Source organism: Crassaminicella thermophila, assembly GCF_008152325.1.
GTDB lineage: Bacteria > Bacillota > Clostridia > Peptostreptococcales > Thermotaleaceae > Crassaminicella_A > Crassaminicella_A thermophila.
Genome location: NZ_CP042243.1, coordinates 674,093 through 690,085, shown reverse-complemented (window position 1 = coordinate 690,085; position 15,993 = coordinate 674,093). Strand labels below are relative to the sequence as shown.

General features: G+C 29.6%; 15 protein-coding genes and 1 riboswitch. All 15 genes read right to left on the bottom strand.

All coding sequences use genetic code 11. The features are described 5' to 3' along the window. Positions 1-18 precede the first annotated feature (18 nt). The 15 genes from FQB35_RS03155 to mgtE all read right to left on the bottom strand — a co-directional run bounded on the left by FQB35_RS03155 (position 19) and on the right by mgtE (position 15,617). On the bottom strand, positions 19-1,143 hold the full coding sequence (locus tag FQB35_RS03155; protein WP_148808599.1) for a glycosyltransferase: 1,125 nt from the start codon (positions 1,141-1,143) through the stop codon (positions 19-21). A 41-nt stretch (positions 1,144-1,184) separates the two neighbouring features. Next, positions 1,185-2,300, bottom strand: a complete 1,116-nt coding sequence (locus FQB35_RS03150; protein WP_148808597.1) for a glycosyltransferase family protein — start codon at positions 2,298-2,300, stop codon at positions 1,185-1,187. A 25-nt stretch (positions 2,301-2,325) separates the two neighbouring features. Continuing rightward, positions 2,326-2,844 (bottom strand): acyltransferase, encoded by a 519-nt coding sequence (locus FQB35_RS03145; protein WP_148808596.1) that lies wholly within the window; start codon positions 2,842-2,844, stop codon positions 2,326-2,328. 17 nt (positions 2,845-2,861) lie between these two features. Next, entirely contained in the window at positions 2,862-4,415 is a 1,554-nt protein-coding gene (murJ, locus tag FQB35_RS03140; protein ID WP_148808594.1) for a murein biosynthesis integral membrane protein MurJ, read from the bottom strand. 44 nt (positions 4,416-4,459) lie between these two features. Next, positions 4,460-4,945 (bottom strand): hypothetical protein, encoded by a 486-nt coding sequence (locus tag FQB35_RS03135; protein ID WP_148808592.1) that lies wholly within the window; start codon positions 4,943-4,945, stop codon positions 4,460-4,462. 68 nt (positions 4,946-5,013) lie between these two features. Next, entirely contained in the window at positions 5,014-7,821 is a 2,808-nt protein-coding gene (locus FQB35_RS03130; protein ID WP_148808590.1) for a phosphodiester glycosidase family protein, read from the bottom strand. 122 nt (positions 7,822-7,943) lie between these two features. Further along, positions 7,944-8,588 (bottom strand): DNA alkylation repair protein, encoded by a 645-nt coding sequence (locus FQB35_RS03125; protein ID WP_148808589.1) that lies wholly within the window; start codon positions 8,586-8,588, stop codon positions 7,944-7,946. Positions 8,589-8,861: 273 nt separating this feature from the next. After that, positions 8,862-9,212, bottom strand: coding sequence for a type II toxin-antitoxin system PemK/MazF family toxin (locus FQB35_RS03120; protein ID WP_148808587.1), 351 nt, complete (start codon positions 9,210-9,212; stop codon positions 8,862-8,864). A 1-nt stretch (position 9,213) separates the two neighbouring features. Continuing rightward, positions 9,214-9,489 carry a CopG family ribbon-helix-helix protein gene (locus tag FQB35_RS03115; RefSeq protein ID WP_148808586.1) on the bottom strand — a complete coding sequence of 92 codons (276 nt, stop codon included), beginning with the start codon at positions 9,487-9,489 and terminating at the stop codon, positions 9,214-9,216. Positions 9,490-9,642: 153 nt separating this feature from the next. Then, positions 9,643-10,827 (bottom strand): alanine racemase, encoded by a 1,185-nt coding sequence (alr, locus tag FQB35_RS03110; RefSeq protein ID WP_148808584.1) that lies wholly within the window; start codon positions 10,825-10,827, stop codon positions 9,643-9,645. Between the two features lie 39 nt (positions 10,828-10,866). Further along, on the bottom strand, positions 10,867-11,484 hold the full coding sequence (locus FQB35_RS03105; RefSeq protein ID WP_207707335.1) for a LolA family protein: 618 nt from the start codon (positions 11,482-11,484) through the stop codon (positions 10,867-10,869). A 56-nt stretch (positions 11,485-11,540) separates the two neighbouring features. After that, complete coding sequence (locus FQB35_RS03100; protein ID WP_148808580.1) at positions 11,541-13,109, bottom strand: NAD(P)H-hydrate dehydratase; 1,569 nt, start codon at positions 13,107-13,109, stop codon at positions 11,541-11,543. Between the two features lie 26 nt (positions 13,110-13,135). Continuing rightward, positions 13,136-13,504 carry a holo-ACP synthase gene (gene acpS / locus FQB35_RS03095; protein ID WP_148810744.1) on the bottom strand — a complete coding sequence of 123 codons (369 nt, stop codon included), beginning with the start codon at positions 13,502-13,504 and terminating at the stop codon, positions 13,136-13,138. 92 nt (positions 13,505-13,596) lie between these two features. Further along, positions 13,597-14,193, bottom strand: a complete 597-nt coding sequence (locus FQB35_RS03090) for a coiled-coil domain-containing protein (RefSeq protein ID WP_168198220.1) — start codon at positions 14,191-14,193, stop codon at positions 13,597-13,599. Positions 14,194-14,279: 86 nt separating this feature from the next. Then, positions 14,280-15,617 carry a magnesium transporter gene (gene mgtE, locus FQB35_RS03085; protein ID WP_148808576.1) on the bottom strand — a complete coding sequence of 446 codons (1,338 nt, stop codon included), beginning with the start codon at positions 15,615-15,617 and terminating at the stop codon, positions 14,280-14,282. Positions 15,618-15,789: 172 nt separating this feature from the next. Next, positions 15,790-15,952: riboswitch (M-box (ykoK) riboswitch) on the bottom strand. Between the last annotated feature and the right edge of the window lie 41 nt (positions 15,953-15,993).

Genomic DNA, 15,993 nt, shown 5'->3' with positions numbered 1-15,993 from the left:
TTTTTTTCCTCCTCTAAGCTATCTTTTGTTTTGAATAATTTTTTCATAAATTTTTATATGTTGGTCTGCCATGTTCTTCGTTGAAAAATTCTCTTTAACAAAATTGTACAAATTATTTCCTATTTTAAAGCGCATTTCCTTTGATTGAGCTAATGATAATATTCTATCTCCTAAACTTTTAAAATCTCCTTTTTCAAACACATACCCTGTATCTCCATTAAAAATCATATCCTCAATACCACCAACCCGTGAACTTATAATTGGCTTTTTCATAATAGCCCCCTCTAAAATTACATATGGAAAACTTTCACTATAAGAAGTTAATGTATTAATATCAATGGCATTAAAAAAATCGTAAGGATTTTTCATAAATCCTAAAAAATGTGTAACATGATCTATATTCAGCTTCCTTGCATACTCTTTTAATCTTTCTTCTTCTTCTCCATCTCCAGCTATTAAAAACCTCAAATCCTTATTCTTTTTATAAGCTAAAGCAGCACCATCCAAAAAAACTTCATGGCCTTTAACAGGATGTAATCTTCCCATAATTCCAACATATATTGAATCTTTTTCATAAGGAATACCATACTTTTTATAAAATTCTTCTTTGTTTATACAACTTATTTTCTCATCAAAAGAAATCCCATTATATACTGAATAGACCTTATCCTTTGGAAAGCCTCTTTCTATCATCATATCTTTAAAACTATTAGATACACCTATATAATAGTCAATAAATCTTAATGAAAAGGCATTTATATTTTTAAAAACAATATTTTTAAAAATATCCCCTTGAAAATCTAGCCGATAATCACTATGAATTGTTGTAACAGTAGGCACACTACAAAAAAGCTTTAGCAAAATTGCAATAAAATTTGCCCTTGCTCCATGGCAGTGGATTATATCATATTTTTTAGTTTTTATTTTATCTGCTAATTTTTTTACAGCTCCTATATCCCATCTTCCTTTTTGAACAATAACTTCTGTATTTATTCCATTTTTCTTTGCTTCTTCAGAAAATGTAGCTTCCATAAAACAAACCAAATCTACATCAATTCTATTTTTTAGTTCTTTTAATAAACTAATTACATGGGTTTTGGCACCGCCTATATCTCCACCACTAATCACATGTATTACTTTCATTTGATCATCTGCTTTATATAAGCAGAAACCTCCCTTCTCCTTTACACCCCTATGTTTTTGACAAAAGCAATCATTTGTTCTACTTTATTTTCCCAAGAATTTTCCATGGCATAAGACTTCCTTTTATTTTCCAAATCCATGTTATTCTCTTTTAAACATATTTCTATTTTATTAATAAATTCTTCTTTGCTTTCACATACAGATACAAAATCCTTTAAACCTCTTACCTGTGTAAAACTTGTAGAAAGAACTGGATAGCCAAAATAACAATACTGAAAAACCTTATTAGAATTCACAGTCTTAAGTCTCGGATAGCTTTCTTCTGAAACAAAAGGGATCAATCCTATATCAAAGCTTGCATAATAATTTCCTATTTCCTTTTTATCTTTTTCTCCTAAGTAATAAACATTTGAGTTTTTACACAAATATTCTAATTTATTTGGTCTATCAGTAGGACCAATAAGTACGAAGTTATAATTTGGATACCTTTTAGCTGCTTTATCTATCAAATCAAAATCAATCCATTCAAAAATTCCCCCAATAAAACCACAGATAGGTCCATCATAATCTTTTAGTATCTTTTTTGCATTTTTAAATTCATCTAAATCAACGCCATTTTCAACAAGATATAAATTAGGATGATTTTTTGCTTTCTCCTTTAATTTTTCAGCTGTAACAAATAAAATATCTGATCTATTGATGGTTTCTCTTTCATAAGAAAGTAATTGTTTTTTCCATTTTTCATTTGTTGCAAACTGTGATAAATCGTCACTAATATCATAGCAAATAATCCCCTTATTGTCTCGACTTTCTTCAATTCCTTTAATCCAGTAAGGAGATTCTAATATAATAAGAGGGTCTTTAAACAAATAAAAGATTTCCTTTAATTGTTTTTTAATTATATAATCATTAATATTATAGATACTTTTAATTTTCCCTTTAAAATAAGGAAATGCTTGTACACTAACAATATTTATGTCATTATCTTTATAAATATTAGGCTTTAATTTCAACTGATTAAAACTTCTTATATTCTCCTTTTGAATATAATAAACATCAAACCCTTTCTTACTAAAATATTTTGCAAGCATATGCTCTCTATGCAAAAGTTTACTTTCCCAATTTAATAATGAAAATATAAGAACACTCTTTTTCATCTAAAAATCCCCTTCATTAAAGTACTCATTTACGAAATTTAATAATCTTTGCAGGATTTCCTCCTACAACAGCAAACTTTGGAACATCCTTTGTAACAATTGCTCCTGCTGCTACAACAGCACCTTTGCCAATCTTTATACCCGGCAAAATAATTGCCCTTGCTCCAATCCAAACATCATCTTCTATTTCTACTAATTCCTTAGGGGTTTCTCCTTGCATAATGATAGGTTTATCTAGATCATCAATTCTATGATTTGAAGTATAAATCATTACTTCTGGTCCCATCATCACATTCTTTCCTATTTTTAAAGGTCCTGAAACTCTACAGTCAATACCTAATCCTGAGTTATCTCCTATTGTTATGTCACTACCCTTTCCAAAAAAAGCACCATGTTCAATATTTACATTTTTCCCTGTTTCTTTAAATAATCCTTTGCACAAAAAATATCTTAATTTCTTTGCCCCAAAAGAATATGGACTCTGAGAGCTTGGTAAATGTCTTCCGACAAAATAATAAAGCATTAAAAAAAGTATCTTTTTCATAAATTCACCTCGATGCATTATGGAATCAATTTTTTTAAGTAATTCTCAATAATATATTTTGCTTCTTCTACTCTTAAAATAAGTACCATAACAGCATAAACCAATATACCTACAAATACAGATCCTATAATAGTAATAAGCCTAAAACTAAATGACTCCATTCCAACAAATAAAGTAAATACTTTATAGGTTTTATAAGTAAAAACAGCCATTACCATAGAAGCAGTTAATACTTTAAAGAAATTTATAAGAATCTTTCCTGTATCCAATTTCCCTATTTTTTTCATTAAAGCTCCATACAAAAATAATGCATTACTTATTGTCGCTAAAGAAGTTGCTAATGCTAGACCTGCCAAATCCATTTTTTTTATTAAAATAATGTTTAATATAATATTGATTGTAACACTCATAATGCCAAATTTCATTGGTGTTTTTGTATCTTGCAAAGCAAAAAAACATTTATTTAATACTTCCTGTATACCAAAGCCTATCATTCCTATTGCATAATATGTCAAAGCAATTCTTGTAAAAATAACGCCTTGCTCACCAAAAGCCCCTCTTTGAAAGGCAAGCTTGATAATAGGAGTTCTTAATGTAATCAATCCTACGGTTAATGGTATTAACAAAAAACATAATACTTTTATTGTTGATGTAATTTGTTCTTGAAATTTGGTATAATCCTTTAAGCTCGTATTCTGAGCAAATTTAGGAAAAAGCACAGTGCTTATACCGTATATTGTAGTAGAAGAAATTGCTGTATACACAATAAATGCATAAGTTAAAGCAGCAATCTTTCCTTCAGATAATGTAGATGCTAAGCTTGAATCAATAATAATATTTACGTTATATACCATAGTTGATAAAAGAATAGGAAATATTAACTTAAAAAAACGTTTAATATCAGGATCCTTAAAATCTAATATAAAATTTATTCTATATCCTTTTTTATATAAATAAGGAATTTGAATGACAAACTGAGTAATCCATCCTATTACCGTAGCAAATGCTAATCCTTCTATTCCATATTTTCCTGCAAAAAAGCTTAAATAAATAATTAATACAAAATTATAAGGAATGCTTAATATAGAAGTAATTGAAAATTTACCAAAGGATTGAAGCATTGAAACAAATATATAGCTAATCATACAACATAACAAAATAGGAAACATAATCCTTGTTAAAGTTACTGCTAAAGCTAATTTTTCTCCATAAAATCCTCTGGCTATCCATTTTGTATAATAATTGCTAAACAAAATCCCCATAGACATAAAAACTATTCCTATTGAAACCAAAATAGTAAATATTTTATTTGCAAAACGAAATGCTTTATCCCTATCATCTTTTGTTAAATAACGCACAATAATTGGAATCATTGTTGTTGTAATAGCACTTCCCATACTCATAAACACCATAGCTGTAATTTTTAGTGCCATAAAATAAGCATCGGCTTCCGAGCTTGTACCAAAGTTACTCCCGATTAAAACGTCTCTAAAAAATCCTGAAAATTTCGCTGTAATGGTAAGTCCAATTACCATGATAATCATTTGAATCGTTTTTTTCCCTTCTGTCATAAAGTTCCTCCAATATTAAGTAAAAAAGCAGCTACGCTGCTTTTTTATTCTATATGATAACTTCCTTTTACCATGAAAATACAATCAGTCACTGCAATAGCTCCTCGTCCATCATCTCTTGGAACAATCAAAAGATGATTGGCTGGAAAATTTTCATCCTGTTTTAAATCCCTTCCTATTGTAACGTCAGCAAGCCCTCCTGATTGACTTTGTATAACCGTTGCTTTTCCTGCTCTTAAAATAACCTCTGCACTTTTTCCTAAAACCAATCTATTTCCTTTAGCTACATTTATAACTTCATATCCATTTGTAGTATTTTCTTCATTATCTCCTTGACCTAAACGTTCTTGCAAGTTTTTTATACTTTCTTCTATATAAAACTTTAATTGCTGATTTCTTTTTTCTACATAGCTCTTAGTAACAAGTGGATCTTCCTCAGACCCTGGCTCAGCACTAATTGCCATTACAATATATGAAAAAGATATTACCACTGTTGAAATAATTAATATCATAAAAGATTTTTTTTTCATATTTTCCTCCTTAAAATATATCATACTACTTTATTTTATCACAAAATAATTTTTGATTGTAAATATATTTATGATTCTTTTTCATATAATGGAAGAATCTCATAGGTTACCTTATCATCATTCACAGTAAACCGTATATATTTCAGTTCTTCAGATATATCCATATCTTTTTTATATGATTTTAATTCCACATAGCGTATTCCATCTTTAGGATACACAGAATAATTATCATGTCCTCCTGTTAAAACCCAAACATCTACCGACTTTTCTTCCTTTAGTTTCTTTAATATATCTTTAAATAATTTTTCTTCTAGCTTGTCCTTAAAATAAAGAGGCTTTGGTAATGAAATGAATACATTATGACTATCAACATTTTCAATTTTTTCTAAAAACCAACGCCATTGTTCAAAATTTGTTTCTCTTAAACTACCTTGACTGTTATCTAATTGAATAAACAAACTATTTTTATGTCTTGTAGAAGCATATCCCCCAGCTACCATAATGGTTGGATTCTGAAGCTTTTCCTTAAGTGTTTGATCTATAGATTGCGTAAATAGATTTAATCCTTTATCTTTATTAGAAATATCTGCTATTTTACTGTCTAATGAAGAATCTATACCAGAAATTTCCCCATAAGCTATAAGTCTAAAGGAAGATTGACCTTCTAATTTAGCTTTTGTATTTCTAGAATCTATAATTTTTTGTTCTTTTGGTATATTTCCATCAAAGGTATTTGGATAAAATGCTGTCAACTGATCTATATATATTTTTCCTGCATCTTTTAATAATGGGCTTGTTTCTACTACATAAATTCTTTCTAATTTGAAAGGAGCTTTTAATCCTGAAGGGATAGAAGCCTCAACAAATTTCCATCCTTCCCAATCAATACTAGATGTAATAGGAATATTTTGAAAAGCACCATTATCATAAACACACTTTGCTTTTAACATATGACCGCTTCCATTACCATATACCCACATTCCTAACTTTTTAGGTCTTTTGTCAAAGTTTATTCCACCATTATCAAATACTAGATAAGCAGCCCTTGTTGCATCTGTTTTGGTAAAGTCATAAGAAATTTCGCCAGAATAATTACCAGCCTTACTAAAGCTTGACAAGTTATAGCTACCAAATACATCTGCTGGATATGATAAAAATGTCCCATTTGTATTTTCAAAATCATCTACAATTACTTCTCTTGAACCTACTACAACAGGAACATAGCTTGTAATATTTTTATATGAAATTTTCATAATTCCTGAACCTGACTTGTCTTTCGCTACAAAAAAGTCTTTATCATCTATTTCTCCTAAATTATCTGGTATTTCAATATCTAAATCCGAAAGACTAACATAAGCACCATACCCATCCTCATCTACTACTTTGACTTTAATAAATTTTCCTTTGTTTTTATCTATATTTATTTTTGATGGAGATACTTCTAATCTTACAGGATTATCTATCACACGAATCGGTAAAGTAGCGTATTTCCCTTCATACTCAGCAACTATAATCCCTTCTCCTGCTGTAGTTGCTTTAAAAGAATCCTTGTAAAATTTTCCATAGATTCCACTAACATGCCAGTTCACCTGATCATAATCAATTTCTACTGGATTATAGTTTTTATCATACCCTTTTAATATAAGCTTTTTCATAGTATCTATTAGAATATTCGACTCTTCTGATTCTAGGATGATTCCACCTAACTCACTTGTTTTAGACGCTGTACTTATAATTCCTATACCGTTCATAATCCTTCTTTCACTTCCTCCTGAAGGATTATTTATTACAGTTCTTTTTTCTTCTCCAAGAGGTCTTAATACCATATCAGTTGAACCACCACCATCTAGGTTTATAGCATCATAAGCACCAAGTGAGATCATTATCTCTCCTAATTCTTCTTGTGTTACCCCTGTATATGATGATGTTCTTCCATCTATTGTTACAAAAAATACTTCTTTTTTATCTTTAGATATTCCTATTGCTGTTCTTGGATGGTTTCCTTTAATGTTTATATGAAAATCAGATTGTACCTTCCCTTCTTTTACAATATAAGCCCCTCCTCCGATAGATAGAGCTAATTCTTTAAAATCTGGATTCGTTTGCAAAGAAAAACTTACTTTGTCTTTACATACAAAGTTTGAGCCTATTTCAAAAGCCTTTTGTCCTGTTGCAAGTATTACATACCCGTTTTTTGGAATATAGCTTCCTTCAAAAGCAGGAACGATCGCCTTTACTATATCATCCTCTATAATAATTTCTATACCTTTTAATCCTTGACTAAAGGGAGGTGTTTTTTCTCCCCATTCTGGTGTATATAACACTGCTGTATTATCAAGATTTGTTTCTTTATTAATAGTATAAATATCAAAAGAAAAGTCAGTATTTTCATTTTTTAATGTAATCTTTGGATTTGTCCAATTAATAATAAATGGCTCTTTATATTTCGACAAATTAAAAGTAGGTACTTTTTCGGATAAATGGAAAGTAGTTGTAAAAAGTTTCCCGTCCTTCACCATAGGCCCTATTGTAGCAGCACCTTTCATACTAAAAAAATCACCATTTACAGCACCTACAATATTTTCTCTTTGATTTACAAATTCTGATAACTTTCCCTTTTGATTTAATCCATTTTCATTAAAAAGTAAATCTAACGAAGCATCATTTTCATCTAAATTTATTCTAAGTATATTAATATTTAGCCAACCCTCATCTGTAAATTTTAACAAATGTTCATGCTTCACACCTTTTGCTATGTATTCTTCTTCTTTTTCCTCATAAACTGAGTTTGTCCAATCTGCATAAGCTTGTATATTGGCAAAAGAGATAGAACATGCTAATCCAAAGGATATAATTAATTTTTTAAAATTTTTCACTGTCTATTTCTCCTCTCTTTGTTTCCTAAAAAAAACAATATGTAAACCTTATATTTTTATTATATCAGTATATGAAACGAGAAATAGTTACGAATATGTTACAATAAAATAAATTCTACTCTCTAAAGATACTTACTTGCCTCTCTAATACTAAGTGCAGATAATTTATTTTCCTTCAAAAAGTTTTTAACCCATTCTTTATTAGTCTTTGAGTATTCTCTTAGCGACCATCCTATAGCTTTATTTATAAAAAATTCATATGTATTACAGTTATTAAGTATTGCTTTGCTTAAAATGTTAACATCTGTTTTATCTTTATATTTCAGTTGAAAATCTATAGCTACCCTTTTTAACCAGATATTATCACAATCAATCCATTTTAAGATTACAGAGTTCTTTAATTGTGGATACTGTAAACACATATACCCAACAATATTATCTAGACAATCTGTGCTATCCCACCATGAATTTGTTGTAATAAGCTTCTCAATATTGTTGATATCCTCTGGTACAAGTCGTTTTTTAAGTAGCAAAATATAGTCTAGAGCTAAATAATGAAATTCTCTCTCCAGCATACCATAACACTTAAATACAAAATTCCAATCAATAGACACATCTTTTTTACGTTGTTTAAGAAAATCTCTACTTAACTTTGCTCGTTCAGGCTTTTTTATGCCAAGGAAATGAAATTTGTTTTTCATATATGCTGCCATTTTTATAGAATTTTCTTCATTCCTAGAGTTATAAAAGCTTTCAAATATATCCATAAGATCACCTTTTTCCCATCAATTCTTACACTACTATAACCAGATATATAAGTTAGTCAAAAAAATTAATTTAGAAAGTTTTAAGTTAAAGAGTACTTAAATTCGTAACAAATAGCTTTTTCAGTTCCTATTTTTTATTTTTTTCATTTGTTCAGACATTGGTATCACTATTATTATAGCACAATTCAAAATGGCATTTTCCATTTCTTTACTTTTTAGAACAGAAATAATCAAAAAAAACAAATAGACCGTTGACTTTGTCAACAGCCTATTCTAAAAATCTATTAATCCAAAGCTAATTAATAAAGCTTCATTTACTTTATTCATCATTTCTTCATCAGAATGCCCTATTTTTTCTCTTAGTCTCTTTTTATCAATAGTTCGAATCTGCTCTAATAACACCACTGAGTCCTTCGGTAACCCATATTCTGAGGCGCTAATCTCAATATGCGTTGGTAGCTTTGCTTTATTAATCTGAGAGGTGATTGCTGCCACAATAACCGTAGGACTATATTTATTTCCTATATCATTCTGAACAACAAGGACCGGTCTTACACCACCTTGCTCAGAACCAACAACAGGACTAAGATCTGCATAAAATATGTCTCCTCTTTTTACAATCACACTACTCACACTCCGCTAACTTTGCTTCATAGCTCTTTAGTGCACTTATATCTAAATCTAATCCTACCTCTGATAATGCTAAATTCATAGCCCCCATTTCTCTATAACCCTTTTTCATATTTTCTCTTATTTGAATCTTACGCCTTTCACGAATATACAATCTCATCGCTTCTCTAATAAATTGGCTTCTGTTTCCTTTCTCCATTGCAACAATATTATCTACTTCTTGTAAAAGTGTGTTTGGTAAACTAATCATAATTCGTTTGGACTCAGCCATGTTCGCACCTCCTGAATGGCAAAAATAGAACAATATATATAAAGGCATTCGCATCCATATTAGTATATACAAAAACATATACTTCATTATATACTATTCATTATAAGTGTGTCAATATGACTACTTTTTTATACTCATATACCAAAATTTACATCAATCTTTTTTATCAAATAAATAATCTTTTATCTTTACAATTTTATTATTTTTTATATAAACTCTCGGAATTCTTCGTCCTACCATACATACAATTTCATAATTAATTGTATTTAGCTTTTTTGCCAAATCATCTGCAGATATGCTATTTTCTCCATCAGCTCCTATTAAAATTACTTCATCTCCTATTTTTGCATCTGATATATCAGTAACATCAATCATACATTGATCCATGCAAATCCTTCCTACAACAGGTGCTTTTTTTCCATTTACTAATACTTCCCCTTTTCCTGACAGCATCCTTGTAAATCCATCTGCATAGCCAATAGGAATAGTAGCAATTTTTGATTTTTTATCTGTTACATACGTTAATCCATAGCTTATTCCTACTCCTTTATCTACTTCTTTTATATAGTCTATTTTTGTCTTAAGAGATAATAAAGGTTTTAATTTGATAAAATCCTTTCTTACTTCATCCGATGGATATAAACCATATAGAATAATCCCTGCTCTTACCATATCTAAATGCATTTCAGATAAATCCATAATCGCAGCACTATTTGCCACATGTTTTATTGGAATTTTTACATCCTCTTTTTCTAATAAATAGCATAAATTCTTAAATCTTTCAAATTGCTTAAATGTAAAAGTTTTATCCCTTTGATCTGCCACAGCAAAATGTGTAAATATTCCTTCTACTACTACATTTGGAAGATTAACAATTTCTTTTATGATTTGTACAGTATTTCTATCAGGTCTAAATCCTATTCTGCTCATACCTGTATCAATCTTTATATGCAATATTACGTCTTTATTTAACTCTTTTGCTTTTTCCGAAAACGTTTTCGCTTGCTTTAATGTAAAAATAGTCTGTGTTATTTTATTTTTGATTACTTCTTCAGCACTCGCCTCTTGCGTGTATCCTAAAATCAATATAGGTATATCTTCATATACTCTTCTTAATTCTAATGCTTCTGACAATGTTGCAACGGCTAATCTATCTATTCCGTTATTAATAAGTACATCTGCAACCTCAATAGCACCATGTCCATAGGCATTTGCTTTGATTACACCTGTAATCATCGTTTTATCTCTTACTAACCTTTTTATTTCCTCTAGATTATGTTCAAGATAATCTAAATTAACTTCAGCCCACACAGGCCTTGTTTTTTCTAAAGATAGCATTTTTATCCCCCTTTCAAAACCTTTATCTTTTGGATTTTTTTATTTTAATTGAAAAAAATCATCCTGTAATTTTGGATTGTATTTAAATTTTTCATATTTTACTTCTATTCTAAGTTTCCCTTTCATATCAAATATCTGTAATAAATAAGGATTCATAGACTCCTGATTAAGCCATAATTTTTCCTTATGAAAATAGATATGATTACCGGGAATCTCTGTAGTAATAACAAGATATTTTTGATTTTCTAATTCTTCAGTACAAATATCAACCTTTTCAGAGTTTAAACAGTTTTTTAGAAAGTATCCTAAAAACATATTTTGCTCTTTAGAATTCGAAAAATTCTCCATAATCCATGTCTGCTCAATGCTAGGATGATAAATCCATGCTCTATTCCCATTAGATATTGTAATTTTTCCCTTTAAATTTTCTGGATATATTAATTCTAATTTGTATTTATTTGGTTTTTTAAACCATTGTTTCATTATATATTTTTGTGGACTTTTATTACCTATTGAAGTTATTTCTACCTGACAGCTATAACCTTCCATTTTGTTTAATTTTTTTTGTGCTTCATAAAAGATGTCTTGCTCTGTTTTAGGAGAACACCCAACAATAAGCAACATTAACAAAATTCCTATCAATACTTTTTTAATCACCATATTCCCCTCCACGTAAAGATTCCTATATTAATCTTTACGTGTGTTTTTTCCCCTTATGCATTTATTTTTATTTTTTCTACAATATGCTTTATTGTAATAGGTAACTCCTTTATTATATCTGAAGCTAATAAACCATATTCTCCTATTCTTTCTGCTGCCAAATCTCCAGCTTTTCCATGAACGTACACAGCTGCTACAGCCGCTTTTATAGGCTCTATTCCCTGGGCAATAAAGCCTGTTATAATCCCTGTAAGCACATCTCCACTACCAGGTGTAGACATACCAGGATTTCCTGTTTTGTTTATATAGATTTCCCCATTTGGTCCAGCTACAACTGTTCTAGCTCCTTTTAAAACAATTACTACGTTCCATTTTTTAGAAAACTCTGACGCAACCTCTATTCTATTATTTTTTATATAATCAATATCTAATTCTGTTAGCCTTGACATTTCCCCTACATGAGGTGTCATAACCGTTTGAGATTGAATAAGTTTTAAAAATTCCTTTCTATTGGCTAAAGAATTTAATGCATCAGCATCTAGTACAATAGGTTTAGATGTATGTTCTAAAATATTTCTTAAAAGCTCTTCTAGTTCTCTACTATTTCCACTTCCTGGACCTATTGCGATAACATTACTTTCTTCCATTGTTTTAAGAATCTTTTCAAAATCACTAATCCCTACCACACCTTTTTTAAATTCAGGAAGGGGTACAGTAATCGCCTCTGTAAGTCTTGTTTCCATAATTGTATTTAAACTTTGTGGAACAGGAATTTTCAATAGTCCAACTCCACTTCTTAATGCTGCCTCACAAGTTAGAATAGCTGCTCCTGTCATTCCTGTAGAACCTGCTACAACATAAGCTTTTCCAAAATTTCCTTTATGAGTATCTCTTTTCCTAAAAGGCAAGATTCCTTTTACCATATCATTTGTGATTAGATTCATATTCAAATCCATATTTTTAATAGCAGCTTTTGGAATTCCAATATCCTTAATAATCAACTCTCCTGCATAATCAGCACCTGGATAATTTATATTTCCAATTTTAGGAAGAGCTAAAACAACAGTTTTATCTGCCTTTACTGCTAATCCATAAACTTTTCCGTCACTTGCACCTACTCCTGATGGTATATCAATTGAAATAATTCCCTTTTCAGACTTATTAATAATAGAAATAATCTCTTGTATAAACCCATCAACATCTCTTTTTAATCCTGTTCCAAAAATAGCATCTACAATCAATCCGCAGCCTTTCACAACCTCTGAAAATTTCTTTAAATTATTTACACCTACTAAAATTTGAATATCTATATTTAACTTTTGAATGATATCATAGTTTTTCTTTGCGTCGCCACTTATAGCTGATGGATTTCCTGTAATAAATACCTTAACAGGTATTCCTTTGTTAAATAAATGCCTAGCGACAACAAAGCCATCTCCTCCATTATTTCCAAGCCCACATACAACTATTACTTCTTTGTTTTCTTTTTGTTCTATGTATTTTAATACTTCCTCAAAAACGCATATTCCTGCATTTTCCATCAGCACAATCCCAGGTATACAAAAGCTTTCCATAGCTATATTATCTAATTGTTTTATCTGATCACTATTTACCATTTTCATAAATATACTCACTCCCTAAAAAAATCTTAAATTGCTAAAGCTTGTGCCACAGCATACTCTTTACTATGAGATATGGTTATTAGTATCTCTTTTATAGAATTCTCTTGTGCTATTTTTTTTGCATTATTCTGTAGAACTACGAAAGGTTTTCCTAAATGGTCTCTATGTATTTGTATATCTGTCCATTTAAAATTTCTAAGTCCTGTTCCTAACGCCTTAATGACAGCTTCCTTTGCAGCAAAAGTTCCTGCAATAGTATTGATACGATAATTAATGGTTGAAAAATAATTAATCTCTTCTTTGCAAAATATTCTTTGTAAGAATTTATCATTCCTATTTATTGCATTCTTAATCCTCTTAATTTCAATAATATCTATTCCAATTCCTTTCACTATCCATATCTCCAATCTTAAATTCATCTTATATATTACTATTTTATACGATAAATCCCTTTTCATCAAAAAAAAGTACGTAAATATACGTACCTTTATAAAAATTTTCTATCAAATTTATTAGTTTGTTCATAACCTAAAGTATTATGCAGATAAGAATATAGATCTTCTACTCTTTTTTCTAAATTTATTTTTTCATCCCAATCATTCTTTAACTGTTGTCTTAATTTTAATATTTCTTCTGTAAGCTCGTCTATCTTTTCATTTCCTTCTTCAATATCTTTATAAGCAATCTTTACAGTTTCTGTTAATAATTCTAGATTTAACCTTTCTATTTCTTTTGGCAATATTTCTATTTGGAACAAAAATTCATCTATCTTATCATTAACTTCTAGTAATTTTTCTTTTGTTTCTTCTAACTTATTCAAGGCTTCTTTTTTTTGATTATTATTTACTTCATCTGATAAATAAAGAATTTTCTCCATTAAATTTTTTTTAAGCTTTTTATATACTTTCATTTGCCTCATTGCTTCTTTTTCTTCAGCTAACTTTAATTCTAAGTCTTTTACTATCTTCTTCATTGCCCTTGTCAAGTGTTCTTCAAAAAGAGCCTTCCAATTTTTATCTTTAATCAAAATTGGTATCTTATTTTTTTTTATAATATACTCATCCAAAACAATATCTTTTGCCATTACCCAAATACCTCCATCTGCTACTATACACATTAAATATATCGTAAATAAAGCATCCTTATCCTTATAGGTCTATAGTCGTATATTTACGCAATTCCCAAAATCCTACTTGCCATTGTAAAATAAACAAACAGCGATACAGCATCCACAATAGTTGTAATCATTGGACTTGCCATAATAGCAGGATCAAGTTTTAAAGTTTTTGCAATAATAGGTAATGTCCCTCCTACAATTTTTGCTAATATAACTACAACAATCAAAGTACTACATACGACCATAGCAATCCTTATATCTACATGTTGAAAAAAATATAATCTGATAAAATTTACCAAAGATAATAAAACCCCTACTAAAGAACTAACTCTTAACTCTTTCCAAATCACTTTAAAAATATCACTTAATTCAATTTCATCTAAAGCCATTCCCCGGATAATCAATGTAGCAGATTGTGCTCCTGCATTTCCACCAGTTCCCATAAGCATAGGCATGAAAGCAGCAAGAGCAACAACAGATTGCAGTACACTTTCAAACTTACTAATAATACTACCTGTAAAAATAGCTGAAATCATCAGAGCCATAAGCCAAACAATTCTTTTTCTTGCCAATGTAATTACACTAGTTTCAAGATATTCCTCTTCAGATGGCTCCATAGCTGCCATCTTATGAAAATCTTCTGTGTTTTCTTCCTCTATAACATCCACAATATCATCTATTGTGATAATTCCAATCAATCTTTCTTCTTTATCAACAACTGGCAGGGCAATAAAGTTATATTTTTTGAATACATGAGCAATTTCTTCTTGATCATCATGCGTATTTACATATATAACTCCTGTATCCATAATTTCTTCAATAGTTTTATCATCATCACTTACAACTAATTTCCTTAACGATACAATTCCCTCTAATTTTCTATTTACATCCATAACATAGCAGGTATAAATGGTTTCTTTATCAATACCGATTCTTTTAATATATTCCATAGCCTGCTTTACAGTCATTTCTTTTTTTAATCCAACATATTCAATAGTCATTAAGCTTCCTGCAGAGTTAGCAGGATAGTTTAAAAACTGATTAATTAGTCTTCTTTCATCTTCTTTTGTGTTTTTTATTATTTTCTTTACAACACTAGCAGGCATTTCTTCTAAAAAGTCAATCATATCATCAAAGAAAAGTTCATCCATAATAAACTGAATTTCTTTATCTGTAATTGCATTAATAATGTATTTTTGATTCTCATTAGATAAATTCGCAAATACTTCTGCCGATACATCTTTAGGCAACATCCTAAAAAGTATCAAAGCATTATTGGTATCTAGCTCTTCTAAAAGTTCTGCTATATCAATTGCATTTAATTCTATTACTTCTTCTCTTACTTTTGTATACTTTTTTTCATTCATAAGTTCAATGACACGTTCTTTCATTTGACCCCTCCTTAGAAGAGCCACAAACCCAAAAAGATGGTTATGGCTCTTTTTTCTATATTTAATTTTTTATTTTTCTGCCTCGGTAAAGGACTAGAATCCATAACCATCACCAGCCTTTCAAAATATTTTTACCAAAACAAAAAAACTCTACTCAACAAGTAGAGAAAATAAATCTTCTTCTATGTTGAGCTTTAGCACTATTGAGCTTTGACCTTTTGTCAGCTGAATTAAATATAACCTTAGCGATTATACTTGTTAACCCATTGGCGTCTCTCGACATTTCTGGGCATCAGCGTATATCTCAATAGGAGCCTCACCTAACATTACAATATTCAACCACTTTATAATTATATGCTATATTTCTCTAATTATC

Coding starts and splice junctions, on each gene's coding strand:
- mgtE (WP_148808576.1), bottom strand. CDS start 15,617: ATGAAAGAACGTGTCATTGAACTTATGAATGAAAAAAAGTATACAAAA.
- FQB35_RS03135 (WP_148808592.1), bottom strand. CDS start 4,945: ATGAAAAAAAAATCTTTTATGATATTAATTATTTCAACAGTGGTAATA.
- FQB35_RS03100 (WP_148808580.1), bottom strand. CDS start 13,109: ATGAAAATGGTAAATAGTGATCAGATAAAACAATTAGATAATATAGCT.
- FQB35_RS03115 (WP_148808586.1), bottom strand. CDS start 9,489: ATGGCTGAGTCCAAACGAATTATGATTAGTTTACCAAACACACTTTTA.
- FQB35_RS03125 (WP_148808589.1), bottom strand. CDS start 8,588: ATGGATATATTTGAAAGCTTTTATAACTCTAGGAATGAAGAAAATTCT.
- alr (WP_148808584.1), bottom strand. CDS start 10,827: ATGCTATCTTTAGAAAAAACAAGGCCTGTGTGGGCTGAAGTTAATTTA.
- FQB35_RS03145 (WP_148808596.1), bottom strand. CDS start 2,844: ATGAAAAAGATACTTTTTTTAATGCTTTATTATTTTGTCGGAAGACAT.
- FQB35_RS03090 (WP_168198220.1), bottom strand. CDS start 14,193: ATGGCAAAAGATATTGTTTTGGATGAGTATATTATAAAAAAAAATAAG.
- murJ (WP_148808594.1), bottom strand. CDS start 4,415: ATGACAGAAGGGAAAAAAACGATTCAAATGATTATCATGGTAATTGGA.
- FQB35_RS03150 (WP_148808597.1), bottom strand. CDS start 2,300: ATGAAAAAGAGTGTTCTTATATTTTCATTATTAAATTGGGAAAGTAAA.
- FQB35_RS03155 (WP_148808599.1), bottom strand. CDS start 1,143: ATGAAAGTAATACATGTGATTAGTGGTGGAGATATAGGCGGTGCCAAA.